This window comes from Kutzneria sp. CA-103260, assembly GCF_018263855.1.
In the GTDB taxonomy this organism is placed as follows: domain Bacteria; phylum Actinomycetota; class Actinomycetes; order Mycobacteriales; family Pseudonocardiaceae; genus Kutzneria.
In genome coordinates, this window is the sequence record NZ_CP073318.1 from 1,719,467 (window position 1) to 1,742,068 (window position 22,602).

Here is a 22,602-nt window from a genome sequence, read left to right on the forward strand (position 1 = left end):
ATGTTGTTGATCCTCAGCGAGAACTGGACCATGGCCGACGGCCGTGACCTGCCCACGCTGGTCCGCTGGGCCCGTGAGGCCGAGGACGCCGGCTTCGATGCCGTCATGATCAGCGAACACGTCGTGCTCGGCCCGGACGCCGGCGCCGACGGCCTGATGACCAATCCCCGCGAGTACGCCCTGCCCGGCAACCAGGACCCGGCCACGCCTTGGCCCAGTTCCCTGATGTTGTTGTCCGCCATCGCTTCCGTGACCACCCGGATCCGCCTGGTCGCTGGCGCCGTGCTCGCCCCGCTGCGCCACCCGCTGCTGCTGGCCCGCGAACTCGGCACCCTCGACCTGCTGTCCGAGGGCCGCCTGGTCGTGCAGCCCACCGTCAGCTGGAGCCGTGACGAATACGCCGCGCTGGGCGTGCCCTTCGCACAACGCGGTCGCATCCTCGACGAGCAGCTGGCCGTCCTCGCCTTGCTGTGGCGGCAAACCCCCGTCTCCCACAGCGGGGAGTTCTTCTCCTTCAAGGACGTCTATTTCGAGCCGAAGGCCTTCGGTCCCGACGGCCCCCGAATGTGGTTCGGCGGCCAGCACATGCACCCCCGCCTGGCCGCCCGGATCCGCGACCATGGCCACGGCTTTCATCCCCTTGGCACGCCCACTCCCGCCGACCTCGCCACCCTGTCGACCGTCTTGGCCGGCGCCGGCCGCGACCTCGCCGACCTCGAACTGATCGGCGGCCTCCGGGCCACCTTTCCCGACGCCACGTCGCCGGCCGACCTCGGGGAGGCCATGGCTGACCTCCCCGACCAACTCGCCGCCGGCTACACGACGTTCTGTGTCAAGCCCGGCCAGTTCATCGACGATCCGGCCGGTGTGGGCCCGTTCTGCCGCGAGGTGATCCGCCGGGCGGAAGCCCTCGCCTAGGAGCTCACGTGGGCCGCCTGCCAGCACGCGGTCTGGCCGTGGCAGGCGGTCATCGCCTGGAGATCCTTGTGCAGCGCGGCCAGGGTGGCGGCCGGCAGCTGTTTCACGGTGTTGTGCAGCTCGGACGGGTCGGTTCGCCGGTCGTAGTACTCCTTCCCGCCATCGCTGTACTCGACGTAGGTGTAGGTGGCGGTGCGCAGCGCCTCATAGGTGGTCGGGTTCCCGCTGTTGGCGGCGGGAAAGTCCGGGTCGGACGGGTCCGTGTCCGGCCCATGGTGCTCGATCAGCCCGGCGGTGCGCCAGCCGGTGGGATTGTTGTTCGCCAGCAGCGGCTTCAGCGTGTGCCCGTCGACATCAGTGGGGGTGTTCGCGCCGGCGAGATCGGCGAAGGTCGGCCGCAGGTCGATGTTCTCCACCGGCGCGCCGACGGTGCGGCCGGCCGGCACCCCGGGCCCGGACACCACCAGTGGCACGTTGACGTCGGTGTCGAACGCCGTCATCTTGCCGGGGTTCAGTCGGTATTCGCCCATGTGGTAACCGTTGTCGGAGCTGAACACAACATCGGTGTCACCGGCGACGCCGGCCGTGGAAAGGGTGTGCTCGATGGAGGCGAGCATCCGGTCGACGGCCTGAACCGCCTGCACCCGCTTGCGGAAGTCGGCGTTGATGTTCTGCTGCTCCTGCGCGGTCAGCGGCGCGCGACCGGCCAGCCAGGCCGGCGGATCGCTGGGCAGGGTGTCATAGGCGGGGCCCTGCGGGGCCTTGAGCCCGGGGAACGAGTTGGCGTCGGCCGGCGCCGGCGTGTACGGCGCGTGCGGCGCGAAGGTCGCCACCTCCAGGAAGAACGGCGAGTGCGCGGACGCGGACGAGTTGATGAAGTCCGAGGCCTTGCCGCTCAACACATCGGTGAGGTAGTCCTTCGGCTGGCTGCCGTAGTGCACCACCTTGTGGTTCTCGTTCAGGTTGTAGTTGAACTCGGGATAGCCGTTGCCGGCGACATCCCACTCCGACCAGCCCGGCGGCACATAGTTCGCCTGACCGTCCAGAGTGGACGCCGGCTGGTATCCGTTGAGGTACTTGCCCATCATGCCGGTGCGATAGCCGGCCGCCTGCAACGAGGTGGCGACGGTGTCCTTCTCCTCGCCCCGGGCGTGGAACGTGCCGAACCCGCCGTCGCTGCCGCCGTTGGTGTAGATCCCGGTGTCGTGCGGGAACTTCCCGGAGAACACCGAGGAGCGGGACGGGCAGCACAGCGAGTCGGTCACGGTGTAGTTGCTGAAGGACGTGCCGGCCTTGGCCAGCGCCTGCACGTGCGGCATGTACTGGACGAGGTTGGTGGCCAGGTCGTCGGTCAGCACGAACACGATGTTCGGTTTGGCCGGCGCGGCGCTGGAGGCCGCCTGCGCCCCGGGCAGCGCGCAGGCGGTGGTGCCCAGCGCCAGCGCGATCGCGGCGACCGCCCAGCGGCGGCGGTTCTTTCCGTTCACGGTCATGAGCGGAACGTAACGAGCCAGTCTGAAGCGCAGCTGATGATCGTCACGCGTGCCAACCGGTCGGCGCAGGTGGCGACGATTGCCGCAGCCAATACCGCTGAGTCAGGACTGGACGAGCGTGAAGTAGCCGAGGCAGCCCAGGCCGGCGAGCACGCAGTAGACGGCGAACGGGGTCAGGGTGCGGGTTTCGAAGTAGCGGACCAGGAAACGCACCGAGAGGTAGGCGCCGACGCCGGCGACGAGGCTGCCGACGATGGTGGGGCCGATGGCGCTGTGCATCTCGGGCCGAGCCAGCTCGGGCAGCTTGAGCAGGCCGGCGCCGGCGATGGCCGGGGTGGCCAGCAGGAACGCGAAGCGGGCGGCGTCCTCGTGGCGCAGGCCGCGCAGCAGGCCGCCGGCCATGGTGGCGCCGGAGCGGCTGATTCCGGGCAGCAGAGCCAATATCTGGCACGCGCCGATGCCCACGGCCTCCCACACGCCCAGTCGCGACAGGCGGGCGTCGCTGGCGACCTCCGTGGAGACCGCGGCCATGACCGTCGTCGCCTCCGGGTCGGCATGCTGTCGCCGGTAAAGGCGTTCCACGACAAGGAGAACAACGCCGTTGAGGAGGAGGAACGCCGCCGCCGGCACGGGTTTGCCCAGGTACTGGCGCATGACGCTGTCCAGTGCGATGCCGGCGATGCCGACCGGGACGGTGGCGGCGACCAGGAGCCAGGCCAGGCGCTGGTCGGGGGTGGCGATCCGGCGGTCGCGGATGGAGGTGAGCAGCCCGCCGACGATGCGGACCCAGTCCCGCCAGAAGAAGATCACCAGCGCGGCCGCGGTGGCCACGTGCATGGCCACCAATGTGTCCAGGTAGGCCGAGCCCTTGGTCGACATGTCCAGGTCGGCGGCCCACTGGCCGCCGAGCAGGGCCGGCAGCAGCACCGAGTGGCCCAGGCTGGACACCGGGAACAGCTCGCTGACGCCCTGTAGCAGGCCGACGACGATCATCTCGGGATAGGTGGGTGCGGACATCGCGCTCGCCTTCGCTCGGGTAACTACTACAACACTGTAGTAGATCCTGGGCAGGCCTCTACAGCGGTGTAGTATCCCGATCGGAGTTAAGTAAGCCTTACCGAAGGAGTGTGCCGCTGTGGGGCTGGACGGGCTGCCCAATCTGGTCATCGGCCTGCGCGAGGGGCTGGAGATCGGCCTGGTCGTGAGCATCCTGCTGGCCGCGGTGCGCCGGGCCGGCCAGGGGCGCGGCACCGGACCGGTGTGGCTGGGCGTGCTGTCGGCGGCCCTGCTGTCCCTGGGTTTCGGCGCGGTGCTGGCGTTCTCCCGGGCCGAGCTGTCGATCACGGCCCAGGCGGTGTTCGGCGGCCTGCTGAGCCTGGTCGCGGTGGCACTCGTGACGTGGATGATCTTCTGGATGCGGCGCACCGCGCGGACCCTGTCCGGCGAGCTGAAGGAGAAGATCGGCCAGGCGGCGGCGGTCGGGACCGGCGCGTTGGTGGCGACGGCGTTCCTGGCGGTGGCCCGGGAGGGCCTGGAGACGGCGCTGTTCCTGTGGACGACGATCCAGGCGTCAGGTGACACGGTCGCGCCGATGATCGGGGCGGCGGTCGGGCTGGGCGTGTCGTTCCTGCTGTGCTGGCTGATGGTGCGGGCCAGTGTCCGGGTGAACCTCGGGGTGTTCTTCTCCCGCACGGCGGTGCTGCTGATCGTGATCGCCGCCGGTGTGCTGTCCTACGGCGTCGGCGAGCTCCAGACGGCCGGACTGGTGCCGGGGCGGAACTGGCTGGCCTTCGACCTGTCCACCGTGGTCTCGACCGACAGCTGGTGGGTGTCGCTGATCACCGGCGTCACCAACCTCGCGCCCCGGATGACCGTGCTGCAAGTGGCGCTGTACCTGGGATATCTGATCGCGGTGCTGGTGGTGTTCCGGCGCAAGCCCGCTGCCGAGGCGGCCCCGGTGGTCGAGCGGCCGGCCCGTCGACTTCCGCGCTGGGCCTACGCCGTGGCGGCGGTGGTGATCCCGCTGCTGGCCGTCGGCGGGTTCGCGCTGCTCACGCCGTCCGCGAGCGGTTCGTCGACGCAGGTCACGGTCACGGCCGACGGTTGCGCCAAGGACTGGGCCGGCGCGACCGCAGGCACCTCGACCATCACCGTGGTCAACAACTCCGGCCACGGCGGGGAGATCTACCTGACCCGGGCCGCCGACGGCGGCGTGATCGGCGAGATCGAGGGCCTCGGGCCGGGCACACGCCGGTCGATCACCGTCGACCTGCCGGCCGGCCAGTACAGCTGGCGCTGCCTGGTGCCCGGTGAGCTGGACCAGGTGTCCCCGATCGCGGCGGTCACCGGCGGTGCCGGCGGGCCGGCCGTGCCGGCGGTCACACCGTTGTCGGACAAGGACCTCAAGGCTCCGGCGGACTCGTTCACGTCCTACCTGTCCAACCAGCTGGCCCTGCTGGACACGCAGACCGGCGACCTGGCGGCCAAGATCGGCGACCCCGAGGCCGCCAGGGCGGCGTGGCTGACGGCGCAGCTGACCTGGGAACGGCTCGGCGCGGCGTACGGACAGTTCGACGACCTCGGCGTGGCGATCGACGGCCTGCCGCAAGGACTCCCGCAGGGCGTGAACGATCCCGGCTTCACCGGGCTGCATCGCGTCGAATACGGGCTGTGGCACGGTCAGTCCGCGGCTGAGCTGGCGCCGGTCGCGGCCAAGCTGCACGACGACGTGCGGGCCCTGCGTGACAAGCTGAAGTTCAATCCGACCGACTTGCCGTTGCGGGCGCACGAGATTCTTGAAGACGCTCTTCGCCGCCACCTGAACGGCCTGACCGACCAGGGCTCGAACACCGTGTTCTCGTTGGTGGGCGCGGATGTCGAAGCCACCAACGCGGTCCTGGACCGGCTCGCCCCGCTGCTGGAGGCGCGCAAGCCGGGCCTGGTCGCCACCGCCCGCACGCAGCTGGTGGCGATCACCAGTGCGCTGGGCAGCGGCAACCACCAGGTGGTGGACGCCCGCGTCGGGGCCGCCGTCGAGACGTTGTCGGCCGTGCCCACCCTGCTCGAAGTCCGTGCCAGCTGAAAACTCGGGCCAAGCCGAAGGAGTTCCCGTCATGTCGTTGAGCCGACGCCGCTTCCTCCAGGGCACCGGCGCCGGAGTCGCCGGCACCGCGCTGGTCGGCGGCCTCGCCGCCGCCGGGGCGCAAGCGGACACCGTTGCCGCGCCGACGGTTCCGCAGTCCTACCCGTTCCACGGCCCGCGCCAGGCCGGTGTGGCCACTCCGGGGCAACGGTTCTCGACGTTCGCGGCGTTCGACGTGACGGCCGCCGACCGGGCGGCGCTGACCACCATGTTCAAGGCGCTGACCGAAAGGGCCCGGTTCCTCACCGCTGGCGGCACCCCGCCGGACCTGGGCGTGGGCGCGCCGCCGTCGGACAGCGCTGTGCTCGGCCCCGAGGTGCCGGCCGACGGTCTCACCGTGACCGTCTCCGTCGGTGCTTCGCTGTTCGATTCCCGTTACGGGCTGACCAAACCGGCCGGCCTGTCGGCCATGCCGACGTTCCCGGACGACGCCCTGGAGCCCGCCTGGTGCCACGGCGACCTGATGCTCCAGATCTGCGCCAACAACATCGACACCGTGCACCACGCACTGCGTGATCTCACCCGGCACACCCGTGACGGCATGCAGCCCCGCTACCGCCTCGACGGCTTCGGCTCGCCGCCGCGGCCGGCCGGCACGCCGCGCAACCTCCTGGGGTTCAAGGACGGGATCTCCCAGCCGGGGGAGGACGTCGTGTGGCTGCCCGACGGCGGCAGCTACCAGGTGGTGCGGTTCATCCGGATGCTCGTGGAGTTCTGGGACCGGGTGTCGATCTCCGAGCAGGAGCGCATGTTCGGCCGTCGCCGGGACAGCGGCGCGCCGCTCGACGGCAGCGTGGAGACCGACATCCCCAACTACGCCAAGGATCCCGACGGCAAGGTGATCCCGGTGGACTCGCACATCCGGCTGGCCAATCCCCGTACCGCCGACACCGCCGGCAGCCGTATCCTCCGTCGGCCGTTCAACTACGACCGCGGCTTCCAGCCCAACGGGAACATCGACGCCGGGCTGCTGTTCTGCTGCTACCAGCAGGACATCGTGCGGCAGTTCGAGGCCGTGCAGCACCGGCTGGCCGGCGAGCCGCTGACCGACTACGTCACTCCGTTCGGCGGCGGCTACTTCTACGTGCTGCCAGGAGTGAAGGACAACTCCGACCACTACGCCAGCGCGCTGCTGACGTGACCACCGCGACCACCGTGACGCCGAGCAGCCAGCCACCGACCACGTCGCTGAGGAAGTGCACCCCCAAGGCCAGCCGGGTGAACCCGGTGACCGCCGGCACCGCCACCGCGACGATCACCCCGATCTGACAAACCCGAGGCCACGCCAACACGAGCAGCACCGCACAGCCCATCGCCGACGTCAGCGAATGGCCCGACGGGAACGAAGCGCCGACCGCGTGCGACACCGGGTCTGTCCAGTGTGGACGCTCGCGGCCGACCAGCGCCTTCAACCCGCTGTCCATCGCCGCCGCGGCCAACACCGTGACCACGACCCACACCGCCGCGGCCACCCGCCGTCGCCACCACAACCACGCCGCAGCCACGACCAGCAACCCTCGGAACGTCCACGGCCCGAACACGTCCGTCCAGACCTGCAACGCCGTCACCACACCGGAATGACCCACCGCATACCGATGCAGCCCAACGGCGACGGCCTGGTCCACGCCGATCATCGGCGCGAACGAGAACGCCACCGCGAGCGTGACCACGAGGCTGGCCGCCACCAGCGGGATTGTTGCCTTCACCGCCCAGCACAGTACCGCGTTCGCGGACTGAGCCCTACTGTCCGGAGTGGATGGTCAAGTCCAGCCGCGACGCCGTCAGCATCTCCGACCGGTCCACCACCTTGATCCGCTCACGCTCGTACGGTGCGCCCAGAGCCCGCTCGTACGCGTCGAGATTGCGCCAGCCCCACCATGTCGTGAACTCGATCCCGCGTGCGTTCAGGTACGTCACCACGGCATCCGGGTCGGGCTGGACCGCCGGCCGCAGGGTCGGGGCGTCGGCCAGCAGCGAGGCCACCGTCTCGGACGAGCAGCCCTTGGTGTGGCCGATGAGCCCGATCGGGCCGCGCTTGATCCACCCGGCGGTGTAAGCGCCGGGCACCAGGCCGCCGTCGACGTCCAGGACGCGGCCCTGGTTGTGCGGGATCGTGGCCGTGACATGGTCGAACGGAAGATCCGCCAGGTGCGACGACCGGTAGCCCACCGCGCGGTAGACCGCCTGCACGTCCCAGTCGTGGAACACACCCGTGCCGCGGACGTTGCCGTCGCCGGTCAGCTCCGTGCGTTCGGTGCGCAGGCCGGTGACTTTGCCGTCCGCGCCGAGGATTTCCGCCGGCGCGTGGAAAAAGTGCAGGTGCAGGCGGCACGGGCGGGTTCCCACGTCACGGATCGCCCAGTCCTGCAAGGTTTTCACCACCATGTCGACCTGCTTGGAGGAGCGGATCGCCGCGATGGAGGCGTCGTCGAACTCGATGTCGGCCGGGTCGACGATCACCTCGACGGTCGGGGAATGGTCCAGTTCCCGCAGCTCCAGCGGGGTGAACTTGGCCTGCGCCGGGCCGCGCCGGCCGAACACGTGCACGTCGGCGACCGGGTTGACGGCCAGACCCGAGTGCACGTTGTCCGGGATCTCCGTGGCCAGCATTTCCTCGGCCGACTTGGCCAGCACCCGGGCCACGTCCAGGGCCACGTTGCCGACGCCCAGCACCGCCACCGAGCGGGCGGTCAGCGGCCAGGTGCGGGGGACGTCGGGGTGGCCGTCGTACCAGGAGACGAAGTCCGCCGCGCCATGGCTGCCGTCGAGGTGCACGCCCGGGATGTCCAGCGGCTGGTCGGCCGTCGCGCCGGTCGCGAACACCACCGCGTCGTAGAACTGGCGCAACTCCTCCAGTTTGAGGTCCGTGCCGTAGTCCACGTTGCCGAACAGCCGCACTCCCGGCTTTTCCATCACCCGGTGCAGCGCGTCGACGATGCCCTTGATGCGCGGGTGGTCCGGCGCGACGCCGTAGCGGATCAGGCCGAACGGCGCCGGCATCCGCTCGAAGACGTCCACGCTGACCCGGGCCCCGGACTTGACAAGCGCGTCGACCGTGTAGATCCCGGCCGGGCCCGCGCCGACCACGGCGACTCGTAGGGGGCGGCTCACTGGTGGCTCCTGACGTGGGGGGCGACGAACGATCACCCATACTAAGGTAAGCCTTACCTAATATTCGATGTGATCTATGCAACCGTCGACCACGACCCGAGCGGTCCTCGAGCCCGCCCGGCGACGCGGCGTGAAACGGATGTTGAACAGTCCTCGATCTTTCGCGTGACCGTTTCGGTGATAGCCGACATTGCCGTCATCGAGGATCTTTCGATTCACAGAACTGGGCGGGCCCTGTCAATCGCCACCGGTTCCGCCTGCGCCCCAACATGTTTACGGTGCCAAGGCATCGTTCCCGACACGGAGGTTCCCTGCTCATGAAGCACCGACCTCGCACCACCTGGGCCAAGCGGCTCACCCTGACCGTGGCCGCCCTGCTGCCCCTGCTCGGCCTCACCCTCGTCGCCGCGCCGGCCGCCAGCGCCACCGTGTACAACTCGTGCACGATCTCCGGCTGCTCCGCCGCCTCGTCCGCCAACTCCACCTGGCAGTCCATGGGCTACCCCAGCCAGCGCGGCTGGTACGACTGGCCGAACGGCCAGTGCAGCTACGCCGGCGGCACCTACTACAACGACGACAACCAGCTCCCCAGCGGCGACTCCTTCCAGGAGTTCGACGTCTACCCCCGCTCCTGCGGCGCCCACCGCGACGCCGCCCGCATCGTCGTCGACATGGACAACGGCGAGGTCTGGTTCTCGCCCGACCACTACAGCGACTTCTACCAGCTGTAGGTCACTCACGAACCCGTGCCGTCCACATCGGGCGGCACGGGTTCGCCGTATTTCCAGGCGGGCTCAGAGCCGGGATCGCAACCACCTCAGCGATCCGCGGGCCAGCGCCACCATCATCGTCACGAGAGCGGGATCAGCGGTCGGTCCGGCAGTGGCGGCGATGCGGAGCAGGAAGCCGGCATGCATGGCGAGCACGACGTCGATCTGGTCGGCGTGGAGGTGCCGGGTGAGCGGATGGGCCTCGGCGAGGGGCTGGGGATCGACGCCGCTGAGCGAGGCGCTGGACAGCAGGGTGACGACGTCGCAGTGAGCGGCGCCGATCCAGGCGTGCGGCCAGTCGATGACGAAGACGCGGTCGTCGGTGAGCATGAGGTTGAAGGGATACAGATCCCCGTGCTGGAGGCAGTCGCCGGCCAGCGCGAGCGGTGCCTTCTCCTCCAGTTGAGCCAGATCGTCGAGGTGATCGACGGCCCACGGCGACAGCGGCCGGATGCGGTCGACGGCGGAGTCGGCCAGGGTCAGCCAGCCGCCGAGCCGGGGCGGGCCGAGTACGAAACCGTCCACAGGGGACGGTGAGAGCACACGGGTGAGATCGGTGACGGCGTCGAGCACCCGGTCGAGTTCCGCACGCTGCCAGGGCTGGGCGGGCAGCCGGCCGGGAATGTTCTCGAAGACCAGGGCGACCCAGTCACCGTCGTCATGAGACGCCAGCAGCCGGGAAACTGGGGCGTGCGCGGGAAGTTGCGCGGTGACGGCGATTTCACGGCGATGGAACGCCGCAGCGGCGGGGGCCGTCGCAGTGGAGGCGGCCTTGACGAAGACCTGAGTGCCGTCGGTGAGACGGACCCGCGCGGCCAGGCCCTCGGAGAAGCCCCCGGGCTGGTCGGCCGCGGCGACCACCGGACTGCCGAGCAGTCGTTCGATGGCGGCGGTCACCCCGGCCGGCACCGACGACCAGGAGATGCGTCGATCGGTGCTCGCGTTCGGCAGCATGGAAAGCCTCCGGGTTCGGGCCCGAACCCGGAGGCCGGGTGCTAGGCGGGGTCGAACGGCTTGTGGTCGATGGGGCAGGTGGCGCCCTCGGCGGGCAGGACGCCGGAGATCAGGTAGTCGCGCTTGGCCTTCTCGGCGCACGTGCTGTGCACGTACATGGTGCTGTGCCCGGAGCCCTCCACCACGAGCAGGCGAGCCTTGGCCAGTTCGGCGATGCCGTCCTTGGCACCCTTGAGGGGGGTGGACGGGTCGAAGCGGCTGTTGATCACCATGATGGGGGCGGCGGTCGGCCGGTTCCACGGGCCACGGTAGGGCTGGACGGCCTGGTGGGGCCAGTAGGCGCAGGACATCATGTCGAAGACGCCGATGCGGCCGAAGTAGGGAACCCGAGCGTCCTCGCTGACCGCGAGGGAGCTGTAGGTCGACTCCGAGGTGGGCACGGTGCTGTCGGCGCACTGGATGGCGTTGAACGCCTCGGTCGAATTGCCCAGGTAGGGCTCGCCCTTGGGCTGCACAACAGCCTTGGCCGACTGGGCGGCGGTGCCGCTGGCCTGGTAGATGGCCTCCAGCTGGCGGGCGTTGTCCGGCCAGTTCTCGGGCTTGGCCAGGTCCCCGGCGAGGTTGATGATCGCGGAGTAGGTCCACGCGGTGGTGGTGCCGTCGGCGTTGGCCACGGTGATCGGGTGCTGGCGGGCGCGGTCGGTCATGGTGCGCCACTTGGCATGCACGTCGCCGTCGGAGAAAGCGCAGTTGGGTCCGGCGGCGGCGCACTGGGTGAGGAAGGACTCGAAGGTGTCGGCGATGCCGGTGGCGACGTCCTGCCGGGTGTCGACCGGCAGAGTGGTGCCGGTGGAGCCGTGACCGGTGGCGCTGCCCTGGAAGTCCATGGTGCCGTCCATCACCAGCGCCCGGATCCGCGCGGGGAAGAGGTTGGCGTAGATGGCGCCGATGTGGGTGCCGTAGGAAATGCCGTGGTACGTCAGCTTGGCATCGCCCACGGCCCGCCGCAGCAGGTCGATGTCCCGCGCGGTGTTGACGCTGTTCATGTACGGCAGCAAGGCGCCGGCCTGCTGCTGGCACCGGTCGGCCAGGTCCTTGGACGCCTGGTAGAACGCGGGCTCGCCGCTGGGGTCGCCGGGCATCTCCGGGAAGGAGGCGAAGTACTGCTGCTGCTCGGCGCTGGTGGCGAAGCAGCGCACGGCCGTGCTGTGGCTGACCGCCCGCGGATCCCACGACACCAGGTCGAACCGGGACCGCAGCTCGTCGGAGAACAGCCACGGCCACTTGGCCCGATCCCGCAGTCGGTCCACACCGGACGGGCCGGGGCCGCCGAAGTTGACGAACAGGGTGCCGATCCGGTGGGCCGGGTCGCTGGCCGGCAGCTTGATCAGGGCGAGGTTGATTTTCGTGCCGTAGGGGGCGGTGTAGTCCAGCGGCACCCCGGCGGTGGCGCACTGGAAGCCGTCGGCGCAGTCGGCCCAGGTCAGCGTGGGCGTCGGCGCGAGATCGGCCAGCGCGTCGGAGCCGTCGGCCCCGGCGGCGGCCGTCGCGGGCAGCACGCCGAGGCCCAGGCCCAACACCGCGGCCACGATGGTGGCCCGGCGTCTTGTCCTGCTGTCGAAAGGCACGTCAAGATCTCCTCACGGTCGTTTCAGCCAGCAGACGCCGTTGCAAACGTCCTGGTTGTACGTTTCCGCGAGAAGTCACGCCTGGTTTTCGGCGACCTCCACCGACACGGTGTCGGCCAAACGGCGCAACGTCCGTTCGACGGCGGCGGCGGTCGGGCCGCCGACGACGAGCACGCCGTGCCGGTCGGCCGATCCCCGGACGGGCCCGATGACGTCGCCGGGACGGACCGAGAGGTCGGCGGCGATCACCGCCGGATCGGCGAGCACGTCGTCCCAGCCCCGTATGGAAAGCACCTCGCCGGGCGGCAGCACCAGGAACTCCACGCCGGCCGCGGCCGTGACCGCGGGCAGATCCAGGGGCGGTTCGCCGAACAGGTCGTCCATCAGCGCGCCGTAGAGCTCCAGGCCCGGACGGACGTGCTCGACCATGGCGTGGATGAAGTCGCCGCCGGGGCGGGCGTGCACCTCGCCGAGCACCACATCGGTTCCGTCGACCCAGAACTCGACGTGAAACACGCCGTGCGTGAGGCCGACGGCGGTGACCGCCCGCTCAACCTCGGCGCGGGCCAGGGCGTCGTCCAGATCGGCCGGCATCCGGTGCCCGGTCTCGACAAAGCCGGCCCCGGTGGTCTTCGCCGTCAGCGCCAGCACGGTCGGACGGCCGCCGATGAACAGGCCCTCGGCCGAGAACTCCCGCCCGGTCACGAAAGTCTCAACGAGGAAAGGCACGCCAGCCGGCAACAGCGCCAGCGCGGCCGGCAACGCGTCGACACTGTCCACAAGGGACACGCCGACGCTGCCCATGCCGTCCCGGGGCTTGACCACCCAAGGACCGCGCGTGCGGGCCAGAAACGCCCGCGCCTCATCGGCATCGACGACCACCGCGCACTCGGGCTGGCGGAAACCCCAGGACCGCAACGCTTCCCGGCACAGGTCCTTGGTGCGGATGGTGTGCACAACGTCCGGCGCGTTGCCGGCGATGCCGAGCGCGGACGCGGCGGCGGCCACGGACTCCACGCACATCTCACGGAAGGTCAGCACCGCGCCGACATCGACCCGCGTGGCGGCCCATTCCCGCACGGCGGCGGGGGAGTGCACGTCCACGGCGACGGTTTCCCCGACCAGCCCGATCAGATCGGCCTTGGCCAGGTTGGCCGCCGTGTCCGCGCCGAGCACGTGCACCCCGCGCCGACGGGCCTGGTCGCTGAGCCTGCGCATCTGGTCCCGGCCGTGCGGCGTCACCGACGCACAGCCGAGCACCAGCAGAGTCCGGTCCGCCATCGATCAGCCCGAGATCCGCGCCGTCACGGCGTGCACGGCCGTGGCCAGCGTGGCCCGCACCGCCTCGGCCGAGTCGCCGACGGCCAGCACCGCCCCGATCGTGCAGGACATGTAGTCAGCCGGGGGCAGTTGCACCTTCGCGCCGACCGCCCGCTCGATGATGGCGTGCCGCACGCCGGGCACGCCCAGCGCGTCGGCCAACCCGTCCACGCCCTCGAAAACGCCGGCCTCGACGGCCATGATCTTGCGGACGCCGGAGTACAGCCGGCTGTCGCCGAGCACCGGCGCCGTCCCGGTGGCCACGCGGATCACGTTCTCCGCGAACGGAACGCCGGTGGCCAGACCGACCAGGTGCGAGGTGATGAAGTCCCCGCCGACCCGGGCGGCGATCTCCACCAGCTTGGCCGTGCCGACCGGGGAGACCATGCACTCCAGGTGGAAGGTGCACTCGTCCAGCCCCAGGGCGCGGACCACGGTGGCGGTCAGCTTCCGCACGGCGTCCAAAGTGGACTCGGGCAGGCTGCTGGGGAAGGTGTGCGCGACCTCCAGCCGGAACGGCTCGCTGGTCTCCTTGTCGGTCACGCCGGCGATGTGGATCTCGCCGCCGCTGACGAAGCCCTCGACGCTGTGCTCGGTGCCGACCAGGAACTCCTCGACGATCAGCTCATTGGCGTTGTCGGTGAACACCTTGTCCACCTCGGGACGGGTGTAGCGGATCAGCTCGTCGAAGGCGGCCCGCAGGTCGTCCTCGCCGTGCAGCACGAAGATGCCCTTGCTGCCGGAGGCCGAGGTCGGCTTGAGCACGGCCGGGTAGCCGATCTCGGCCACCGCCTTGGTCAGCTCGGTCCACTCGGTGACCCGGGCGAAGCGGGGGATGGCCTCCGGGTGGTCGACCAGCGCCTGGCGCATCAGGTACTTGTTGCGCGCGGCCTTGGCGGCCGGCAGCGACGGGGCGGGCAGGCCCAGGCGCTGGGCGATCCGGCTGACCGTCTCGACGTCGCGGTCGGACCACGTGACCACACCGGCGATCTCGTGCTCGGCGGCGATGGCGTCCACCGCCGCATCGACGGCGGCCGCGTCGTAGGTGTCCACCTTGTGCACCACGCTAACGATGCGCTCGGGCAGGCCGGCGGGCACGCTGTCGGCGATCAGGGCGACGCCGTAGCCCTGGCGGTAGGCCGCCTCGATCGCCGCGCCGTGCTCAAGATGCGTGCGTCGCGTGTTGAGGAAGATGACTACGGGCTGGGACATGGACCTGTTCCTCACTCGGCGATCGCGGGCTCTGAAGTGTACCGGGCCTGGTACCACGGGTTGTCGAAGTCGGTGACGCACGGATCGGCCTGGCCGGCGGCGAAGGAGTCCACCCGGGCCTGGTACAGGCGGCGCAGCACCTCGCCGACCGCCGTCGCCGCCCGCAGGTCGGCCATCGTGTACGGCTCGCCGAACGCCCGCATCAGGCGGAAGTCGTGCATGCCGGGCCGGAACTCGCCGGCCATGTCGACGCCGAAGGGCACGCGGATCGCGTAGCGCACACCGTTGGCCACATGGCCGGTGTGGTGCTGGTCGGACCAGTCGGTCACGTCGGCCATGGTCGGCGCGAAGAACCAGTCGCGGTCCCCGGCCCGCTCGTGCACACCGATGGTGTGCGGCAGGTAGTGCCAGCCGTTGTACCGCATCCGGGCGCTGATCGCCCGCAGCACCTGGGGCAGTTCGGCCATCGCCTGGGCGAACTGGTCGGTGAAGCCGACGCTCGGCGTGACGCAGCAGTAGAAGGCGTTGGTAGTCCAGGAAAGCGCCTCGGTGCTGTCGGCGGCGACGGTCGCGGCCAGCTCGCCGACCCGGCGCGGGCCACGGGACATGCCCACATCGGACGCCGTCGCCTCGGTCGCCACCAGGACCAGCTCGTGCAGCACCTGCTCGAAACGCGTGGTGAAGCCATCGGTGCCGGGGCCGTGCAGCGCCGGCATGGCCCGCTCGCACGCCGCGAGCAGCTCGGCGAAGTCCTTGGGGGTCGGGCAATCCAGCTCCAGGGCCAGCGTCCGCAGCACCGCCTCGGGGATGTCGGCCGCGGTCACCGGGTCGTGGGCCAGCAGCTCCTGTTTGTTCAGGTTCAGGCCCTGGATCATGCGGTATGGCCGGACACCGGCGGTCATCGCCGTGACCCGGCCCTGGGCGCTGGCGTCGGCCAGCACGTGCAGGGCCTCGCCGACCGGCAGCCCGTCGATCGCCGGTTCGTCGACGCCGTAGCCGGCGACCTTGTTACGCAGGAAGGCCAGCAGCCGGTCCGAGCGCAGCTGGGTGCCGCTGAACTCCTCGGCCCGCACGGCCGGGCCGGACACGATCAGCGCGTGCACAGCGGCCAGGAAGGCGGCGTCGAACACGTCCCACTCGGCAATGCCCTTGGCCTGCAACGAAGTGAGCACGCAGCGGGGCGACTCGGCGCGTAGCGACTTGCCGACCAGATTGCTGGCCTTGCCCAGGTTGGTGTAGCAGTTGGGGCCGGTGTAGAGCAGCACCGGCGCCATGTGCAGCAACGACAACCGCACGCGTTCAATCATCGCGGTGACTCGCTCGGCCGGCAGGCTGATCAGCCACGACTTGAGCTCGGCGGCCTCCGCTCTATCCTCTTCAGACAGTCGGGCCAGCTCGTCGTCCAGACCGGCCGGGCGTTCCGTCCAACGCACGACGCCGATCGGATGCGCGTCACCGGCCTCCTGGTCGCCGGTCAGCAGCCGCAGCCGACCGGTCGTGGTCAGCGCGAGCCGATCTCCCCGGTCGGCCTCGCTGCCGAGTGTCGCGCCGGCGGATCTGGCCGCGTCTAACAGCTTCTCCTCGGCGCGTGTGAGCGCGCGGAGGCCGATCCCGATCGGCAGCCGGCCGCCCAGCGAGGCGGCGTGCTCGGCCGCGTCGGCCACCGAGGTGCGGCAGGCGGCCTCCACAGCGACCGCCTCGACGAGTGCGGAAAAGCCTTCAGAGCGCAGAATACCCACGTCTTCCCCCAAACGGGTTCACGGTGCTGGTGAAGGGTGTGGTGCGGAGGGTGGCGTCAGGCCAGCCGGACGACCACCGTGCGCGCGGCCGCGAGCGCGCGGTGCTCGGCCTGCTCGGCGGTGTCGCCCACTGCGATCACCGACCCGACGCGGTCCCACGACGAGCGCAGGTCCGCGACGCGGTCGCCGGCCTTGCGCAGGACGTCCACCCTGCGCACGCCGGGCAGGGCACCGGCGGCGTCGACCCCCTCGACGCCGTCGATGACACCCGGTCCGCCGGCAAGGAACCGGATCGCGGCCCCGGCGACGGCCTTGAGCGGGGCCGTGCTCCCGGCACCGGTCAGCAGTCGCAGCCAGTGCTCGGTCAGATTGGTCTCGTAGGCCAGGTCGATCAGGTCCATGATCTTGTCGCCCGGCGGTCGGCCGGCGCACTCGATGAGCACCGGGCCGGACTCGGTCCGCACCCACTCCGCGTGCAGGATGCCGCTGTCGAAGCCCACCGCCGCAACGAGTTGCGCCACCGCGTCGGCCCACGGCGCGAGGTCGCCGTCGTCGCCGGGCACCACGTGGCCGACCTCGACCGGCCGGGATCCCGGCGCGGTGCGCTTGGCCGTGACGTTGAGGAACACCACCTCGCCGCCGGAGACCAGGCACTCGGTGCTGAACTCCGGGCCCACCAGGCGATCCTCGACCAGGTAGCGCCACTGCATCGGCCGCTTGGCCAGCTGGTTGCCCTCGTCGGCGCCGGCGCACTCCCGCCAGGCGGCCTCGACGTCGGCGCCGGCGTCCAGCAGCACCACACCCAGGCTGGCCTGCCGCCCGGCCGGCTTGACCACACATGGCTGGCCGCCGCAAAACTCGGTGATGTCCGCCGCCGACGACACTTCGCGGAAGGTCGGACCGGGCATACCGGCCGCGGTGGTGGTCTCCCGCAGCAACAGCTTGTCCCGCAACACAGTCGCCGCCTTGACGCCCGCGCCTGGCCGCCCCAGCTTCTCCGCCGCCTGGGCCGCGGCCACCACGGCGTACTCCAGCCCCGGCGCCACGGCGTCCACATCGGACAGACCGGCGACCACGTCGAGGAACTGCTCGTCCTGCTGGTAACGGCCGAAGACCACCTCGGCCAGGCAGGAGTGCTTGGCCGCCTTGGCCGCGAGGCCCTTGGCCTCCCACAGGTCGCGCTCCTCCAGGACCACGACCTCGACGGCCGGTTGCACGCCGTCCAGCGCGGCCAGGACCCCGTCGTTGTAACCGATCAGCAGCAGGCGAGTGGTCACGCGGCGGCCTCCGTGGTGGTGCGGGAACGCGGGTAGGACAGCACGCAGAGGAGGCCGACGACGGCCAGCACGCCCCAGTACACCGGGCGGGCCCCGAACTGCGCGGCGGTCAGGAACAGCGCGCCGCCGGCGAAGCCGCCCAGCGACTCGCCCGCGGTCGCCGCGACCTGGCGCAGGTTGAACAGCTCGACCATCGGCCGGTCACCGGGAATCGCGCTGAACGCGGTGTTCACGGTGGGCGTGAAGAAGGTCTCGGCCACCGAGAAGACCACCACCGCGGCGAACGCGCCGACCAGGGTGGCCCCGGCCGCGCCCATCACCGCGAAGCCGGCCGCGAAGATCGTCACCCCGACGAGCAGGAAGCCGAACGGCGTGGCGCCGGCGGACAGCCGGCGCTGGGCGTAGGCGGTGACCGGGATCTGCACCACCACTACGAGAATCGCGTTGGTGGTGAAGAAGCTGGCCCGCAGCGCCGCCGAGCCGGTGAGCTCGGCGACCTGAAGCGCGATGGCTGAGAAGAACTGGGCGTACAGGAAACTGCCGACCGCGGTGACCACCGATACCCGCCGCACCAACGGATCGGTGACCACGACCTTGAGCAGGCCCAGCCGCAGCGGCGGGCGGACGTCGTGGTCGCCCGGACGCAGGCCGGCCGGCACGGTCACCGCGACCAGGCCCGCGGCCAGCAGGTACATCGCCGCCACGGCCAGCATCAGCGTGACGTCAAGGGATTGGGCCAGCAAGAAGTTGGCGACGATCGGGCCGAGCGCGGCCGAGACGTTCACCGCCACCTGGACCGCCGAGAACACGGTGTTGCGGGCGGCCGGGCTCTCCAGTGCCATCGCCACGTACACCCGGGCCATCAGGCCGTTGGTGCTGATGCCGGTGCCGGCCAACAGCAGGCACACCAGCACGCCGATGCTGCCGGGGGCGAAGGGCAGGGCGGCGAAGCTCGCCGCCGCCAGGACCAGGCCGCCGGTCATGGCATGCCGGATTCGGGTGCGGTGCAGCAGTCCGCTGCAGAACAGCGACGCTCCGCGCACGGCGAAGTTGAACAGGAAAAGGGAAATGCCGACATAGAGCGGGCCGGTCCCCGGGTGCAGCCGCTCGACCAGCAGCGGCAGTACCGGAAGCACCGCGAAGAAACCCAGGTGGGACAACAGGTAGTCCAACACGACGGGCACACTGACCCGGCGCGGACCGGTTTCCACGCGTTGCTTCTCGGTGACCACTACCCCGCCAATTCCCCAGTGCCAAGTCCCCACTCGGCCGCGAGAGATTTTGCGGAGCGGGCCGATAGTCACGCAAGACGTGGCGATGTGACGTGGATCCCTCTTCCATGAGGTAACGAGACCGCTTGGCACGGCAGGAGCAGGCGTCGGCGGCTGACTGGACGAATGGTGTCCACACTGTGGGCACTGCTGCCCTTTTTACCTACATACACGGGAAAGGCGTGTATTGCGTTTCCCGGTCGCCGGGCCGCCCGCGTCGGGCCGCCCGGCGAATCCGAGCTACGACACCGTGACCGTGACCGATCCGGTGATCCCACCGCTGGTCACGGACACCACGGCCGTTCCCGAATGGTGGGCGGTGAGCTTTCCGGTCCGGGCGTCCACCGACGCCACCCGGGAATCGCTGGACGACCACACGTGCGAGGCGGGGTCCGCGATCGGCAGCACCAGCGGCGGCTGGTTGTCGCCGCCGACGGCGGTGCCGGAGGCGGCCAGCTGCTCGGTGTCGCCGACGGCGAGCGTCGGCTTCGGCGCGCTGACGCCGATCGACGCCAGCACCGGCTCCACGCTGAACTGGAAGCTCCCGTCACCGGTCACGTGCAGCAGGGCGAAGTTGTAGAAGCCGCCCTGGTCCGGCGGCGCGTACGGCGGCATGCCGAGGTCGGCGATGGTCAGCTGGGGAATGCCGCCGTGGGCGGTGTCGGTCGGCTGGCCGGTCGGATCCAGGGTCTGGTCGGCGAAGCCGCGCGAGTGCCCGTAGACCATGATCACGTGCCGGTCGGGGTGGGTCTGCTGGTAGCGCTGGATCAGCCGGACGTACATCCGGGCCTCCCACCGGTCGCTGAACTGGCTGTTCGCCACCGGATGCGGGTCGTAGGCCGGCATGTGCGTCACCACCGCGACGGCCCGGCTGGTGGCCGCCGACAGCTGCGCGACCAGCCACGGATACTGGGCTTCCGCCGGCACGCTGTACTTGTCCGAGGACAGCAGGCCGCCGTGCGCGCTGTCGGTGACGATCACCTGGGCCGCCCCGAACCGGTAGGCGTAGTGGGTGTCGCCGAAGGCGGCGGTGAAGTTCCCGTTCTCCGGCAGGGCGCCCTGGCTGATCTCGTGGTTGCCGACCGCGTCCCGGTACGGCAGGCCGAGCGAGGCCATGGTGTCCTTGGCGTAGGCCAGATCGGCCGGCTGCCCGTCGTCCGACATGTCGCCGAGGAACTGCGCGGCCGTCGGCCTGGCCTGGGTCGGCAGGGTCGGAAGTCGGTCGCCGATGGCCCTGATGACGTTGCGGCTGGCCGAACCCGGATCGTTGGCCAGCAGATGGGCGTCGTCGCCGGCCAGCAGGGTGGACCCGGAGCGGCTGAACCGGGCCGGGTCCTCGTTGTACTGCAACCAGGACGGGTTGTTCGGGATGGCGGTGTAGGGCGGGGTGGCGACCGGTCGCGGCGAGTAGAGCGCGGTGAGCCCGCTGACCTGGAGCGTGCCGCTGACCGTGGTGCTCGGATTGACGGCGAGGAAGTCGAGATAGTCCAGGGAGAGCGGGAACTGGGTGCCGGGCGGCACCTGCGCGGTGTAGAACCGCCAGCCCTGCCAGGTCACGTTGGTCTCGGCCAACGCGGTGGCCTGGCCGTTGATCTGCACGTACTGCTCGTGCAGGATCAGGCCGTTGCGATCGCCGTTGACCCACAGGCCGATGCCGGTCGGGTCGGCGCCGCCGTCCGCGCCGACGGTGATGTCGTTGTTGTCCCAGAACACCAGCTGCTTCACGCCGGGGCCGGCCGGCACCGTGTAGGCCAGCTGCAAGGAGCCGGGCGCGGTGATGCCCGGCGGCAGGGGACCGGTGCCCAGGCTCATCGTCGCCGGCATGCCGGTGGTGTTGCGCAGGCTCCAGTTCGCCACGTCGGACAGGTCGGCCACGACCTTGCTGCGGGAGCCGACCGCAACGCTGGCGGTGGCCGTCGCGCCGCCGACGGTCGCGGTCACCGTGCCCAGGCCGACGCCGTCCGCGGCCGCGGTGAACAGGCCGTCGGCGTTGACTGTGCCCAGCGTGGCGGGGTTCACGGTCCAGTGCGCCGCCGAGGCGGGAATGTCCACTTGGGACGGCTTGTGGTCCGCGCCGAGCACCGACCCGGCCTCGCCGGTGGAAGTGGTGCCGGACAAGGTGAACTGCCGGGTCGCGCCGTTGGTGAGATCGACCTGGTCCGGTGTGACCGCGAGCGAGCCGAGCCGGCTGACCACCCGCAGTGGCTGGGTGCTGACTACCCGGCCGTTGCGGGCGACGATCACGCCGAGGCCGGGGCGGTGCACGGTGAGCTTGCCGGCCGACCAGTCGGCCAGGCCCGGCGGCAGCACCCGCACATCGGTCGACCCGGCGGCCGGGTTGGCCCGCTGATCAGTGGCGTACACCGGCACGTCGATGTTGCCCCCGGGCACCGTGGTCACCGGCTTGCCGCCGTTGATCACGACCGTCGTGGCGGGGCCGGGCGTCGGGTTGGTGCTGTACACGAACAAACCGTTGGCCACCGGCCGTTCCTTGCCGTCCGACGGTGTGTTCAGCACGGAGGGCTTGGTGTCGCCGGGTTTGCGGCCGATCATCTCGGTCGAGCCGCCGCCGTCGAGCAACAGCGCGGAGTAGGCACCGAGCTGGACCAGATAACCGGCGGCCTGGGCCGGGGTCACGCCGACCGCCGTGGTTTCGCCGGCCCGGCCGTCCAGGGTGACGAGGAAGGCGTGCCGGCCGTCCTTGCTCAGGCCGATCGCGGTTTCCGGGTTCACGCCGCTCGGCGGTGTGCCGGTCGGGTCGGTGTAGACCGCGCCGTCCTTGACCAGCTGGGTGGCGCCGCTGAGCAACTGCTTGAGCCCGTTGTCGGGGCTGATCCGCTCGGTGATCGCCAGGCTGTCGCCGACGTGCGCCGTGGTGGCGAGCCAGGTTCCGCCCGCTCCGCCGCCGGCCAGACCTTCGATGCCGGCCGGCAGCGACGTCACGCCGGTGCTGACCGCCTCCACCACCAGGTTCGCGCCGTCACGATGACCTGTGACCAGGGTGGCCGGCGCGGACAGGGTCGTCGCGCCGAGGGCCGGAGTGATCCGGGTGATCAGGCCGGCCGCCTCGTCGTTGACGACGTTGACCGAGGCCAGCGGGGAAGTGGCTGTTCCGTCGGCGATGGTGCCGGTGTAGGTCTGTGGGCCGATCACCATGCTGCCGTCGGCCCGCACGCCCAGCTGCGCGTTGTAGTTGGGGCGGGGGCTCTTGAGCACCTGGCCGTCGCTGATCACGCCGCCGAGCGGGCGGCCGCTGGCGTTGATCTCGAAGTAGTCGCCGTTGACGCCGGCCACGGCGTGGGTGCGGGCGGCCATCGAGCCGATGGTCTCGTCGGCCGGATAGGTGAGCGTGTCGCCGGCCTCGACCACGCCGAGCCGGACGTTCGGGTCGCCGAGGTCGACGTCCATCACCTGGGTGTGCTGCCGGCCGCCGACGGTGTCCAGCGTGTCGGACCGCTCGGTCACGCCCCTGGTGATCGTGGTCGCCGGCGTTGTGTTCTGGTCCACCACCAGGTTCCACGCGGAAGGCGTGGCCGGTAACCAGGAACCGCCGCCATGTCTGTCCGTTGTGGACTCATCGGCGGCGGCGTTGCCGGCCAGCACGGTGCCGGCGGCGAGGGTGACCCCCAGTAGGACACTGCAAGTTTTTTTCCAACAACGATGGCGCTGAGGCATCCGGACTCCTCCGTCGAGCCATTCGGTCAGCTCACCCCATCACCGCCGGGTGTCGGCCGGATAGCCGCCAGACGAAGGAAAGCGGTGCGGAC

The 22,602-nt window shown here is 70.6% G+C and carries 16 protein-coding genes; 4 read left to right on the forward strand and 12 right to left on the reverse strand.

The window, feature by feature from the left end:
* Entirely contained in the window at positions 1–918 is a 918-nt protein-coding gene (locus JJ691_RS07610; RefSeq protein ID WP_211768079.1) for a TIGR03619 family F420-dependent LLM class oxidoreductase, read from the forward strand.
* On the opposite strand, the gene JJ691_RS07615 is transcribed toward JJ691_RS07610, so the two are convergent.
* Positions 915–2,411, reverse strand: coding sequence for a sulfatase family protein (locus JJ691_RS07615; protein WP_211768080.1), 1,497 nt, complete (start codon positions 2,409–2,411; stop codon positions 915–917). The two genes, JJ691_RS07610 and JJ691_RS07615, sit on opposite strands and share 4 nt — an antisense overlap.
* A 102-nt stretch (positions 2,412–2,513) precedes the next feature.
* Positions 2,514–3,428, reverse strand: coding sequence for an undecaprenyl-diphosphate phosphatase (locus tag JJ691_RS07620; protein ID WP_211768081.1), 915 nt, complete (start codon positions 3,426–3,428; stop codon positions 2,514–2,516).
* Between the two features lie 118 nt (positions 3,429–3,546).
* Here JJ691_RS07620 and efeU point away from each other — a divergent pair, with 118 nt between their 5' ends.
* Both efeU and JJ691_RS07630 read left to right on the forward strand, forming a co-directional pair.
* Positions 3,547–5,493, forward strand: coding sequence for an iron uptake transporter permease EfeU (gene efeU, locus JJ691_RS07625; protein WP_249227759.1), 1,947 nt, complete (start codon positions 3,547–3,549; stop codon positions 5,491–5,493).
* Positions 5,494–5,524: 31 nt separating this feature from the next.
* On the forward strand, positions 5,525–6,694 hold the full coding sequence (locus JJ691_RS07630; protein WP_211768082.1) for a Dyp-type peroxidase: 1,170 nt from the start codon (positions 5,525–5,527) through the stop codon (positions 6,692–6,694).
* On the opposite strand, the gene JJ691_RS07635 is transcribed toward JJ691_RS07630, so the two are convergent.
* Together JJ691_RS07635 and JJ691_RS07640 are read right to left on the reverse strand one after the other, a co-directional pair.
* Positions 6,609–7,259, reverse strand: a complete 651-nt coding sequence (locus JJ691_RS07635) for a phosphatase PAP2 family protein (RefSeq protein ID WP_211768083.1) — start codon at positions 7,257–7,259, stop codon at positions 6,609–6,611. The two genes, JJ691_RS07630 and JJ691_RS07635, sit on opposite strands and share 86 nt — an antisense overlap.
* Positions 7,260–7,293: 34 nt before the next feature.
* Positions 7,294–8,664: an FAD-dependent oxidoreductase gene (locus JJ691_RS07640; RefSeq protein ID WP_211768084.1), complete on the reverse strand. Its 1,371-nt coding sequence runs from the start codon at positions 8,662–8,664 to the stop codon at positions 7,294–7,296.
* Positions 8,665–8,981: 317 nt separating this feature from the next.
* Between JJ691_RS07640 and JJ691_RS07645 the strand changes: the two genes are divergently transcribed.
* Positions 8,982–9,395, forward strand: a complete 414-nt coding sequence (locus tag JJ691_RS07645) for a ribonuclease domain-containing protein (protein WP_211768085.1) — start codon at positions 8,982–8,984, stop codon at positions 9,393–9,395.
* 63 nt (positions 9,396–9,458) lie between these two features.
* On the opposite strand, the gene JJ691_RS07650 is transcribed toward JJ691_RS07645, so the two are convergent.
* From JJ691_RS07650 to JJ691_RS07685, 8 genes are all read right to left on the reverse strand, one after another.
* Positions 9,459–10,388 (reverse strand): phosphotransferase family protein, encoded by a 930-nt coding sequence (locus JJ691_RS07650; protein ID WP_211768086.1) that lies wholly within the window; start codon positions 10,386–10,388, stop codon positions 9,459–9,461.
* A gap of 41 nt (positions 10,389–10,429) precedes the next feature.
* Entirely contained in the window at positions 10,430–12,016 is a 1,587-nt protein-coding gene (locus JJ691_RS07655) for an alpha/beta hydrolase (protein ID WP_306291356.1), read from the reverse strand.
* Between the two features lie 75 nt (positions 12,017–12,091).
* On the reverse strand, positions 12,092–13,297 hold the full coding sequence (locus JJ691_RS07660) for an ATP-grasp domain-containing protein (RefSeq protein ID WP_211768087.1): 1,206 nt from the start codon (positions 13,295–13,297) through the stop codon (positions 12,092–12,094).
* 3 nt (positions 13,298–13,300) lie between these two features.
* A complete protein-coding gene (locus JJ691_RS07665) occupies positions 13,301–14,548 on the reverse strand; it encodes an ATP-grasp domain-containing protein (protein ID WP_211768088.1) in 1,248 nt (415 codons plus the stop codon).
* An 11-nt stretch (positions 14,549–14,559) separates the two neighbouring features.
* The gene (locus tag JJ691_RS07670; protein WP_211768089.1) at positions 14,560–16,287 is read right to left on the reverse strand and encodes a hypothetical protein; all 1,728 of its coding nucleotides are present in this window, start codon (positions 16,285–16,287) and stop codon (positions 14,560–14,562) included.
* A 56-nt stretch (positions 16,288–16,343) separates the two neighbouring features.
* Positions 16,344–17,564: an ATP-grasp domain-containing protein gene (locus tag JJ691_RS07675; RefSeq protein WP_211768090.1), complete on the reverse strand. Its 1,221-nt coding sequence runs from the start codon at positions 17,562–17,564 to the stop codon at positions 16,344–16,346.
* On the reverse strand, positions 17,561–18,775 hold the full coding sequence (locus JJ691_RS07680) for an MFS transporter (protein ID WP_211768091.1): 1,215 nt from the start codon (positions 18,773–18,775) through the stop codon (positions 17,561–17,563). Before JJ691_RS07680 ends, JJ691_RS07675 begins: the two co-directional genes overlap by 4 nt.
* Before the next feature lie 300 nt (positions 18,776–19,075).
* The gene (locus tag JJ691_RS07685) at positions 19,076–22,438 is read right to left on the reverse strand and encodes a phosphodiester glycosidase family protein (RefSeq protein ID WP_211768092.1); all 3,363 of its coding nucleotides are present in this window, start codon (positions 22,436–22,438) and stop codon (positions 19,076–19,078) included.
* Positions 22,439–22,602 lie beyond the last annotated feature (164 nt).

What these genes read in the sequence shown, in the direction of transcription:
- JJ691_RS07645 (WP_211768085.1), top strand. Translation starts at nt 8,982, where the DNA reads ATGAAGCACCGACCTCGCACCACCTGGGCCAAGCGGCTCACCCTGACC.
- JJ691_RS07665 (WP_211768088.1), bottom strand. Translation starts at nt 14,548, where the DNA reads ATGTCCCAGCCCGTAGTCATCTTCCTCAACACGCGACGCACGCATCTT.
- JJ691_RS07650 (WP_211768086.1), bottom strand. Translation starts at nt 10,388, where the DNA reads ATGCTGCCGAACGCGAGCACCGATCGACGCATCTCCTGGTCGTCGGTG.
- JJ691_RS07610 (WP_211768079.1), top strand. Translation starts at nt 1, where the DNA reads ATGTTGTTGATCCTCAGCGAGAACTGGACCATGGCCGACGGCCGTGAC.
- JJ691_RS07620 (WP_211768081.1), bottom strand. Translation starts at nt 3,428, where the DNA reads ATGTCCGCACCCACCTATCCCGAGATGATCGTCGTCGGCCTGCTACAG.
- JJ691_RS07660 (WP_211768087.1), bottom strand. Translation starts at nt 13,297, where the DNA reads ATGGCGGACCGGACTCTGCTGGTGCTCGGCTGTGCGTCGGTGACGCCG.
- JJ691_RS07630 (WP_211768082.1), top strand. Translation starts at nt 5,525, where the DNA reads ATGTCGTTGAGCCGACGCCGCTTCCTCCAGGGCACCGGCGCCGGAGTC.
- JJ691_RS07615 (WP_211768080.1), bottom strand. Translation starts at nt 2,411, where the DNA reads ATGACCGTGAACGGAAAGAACCGCCGCCGCTGGGCGGTCGCCGCGATC.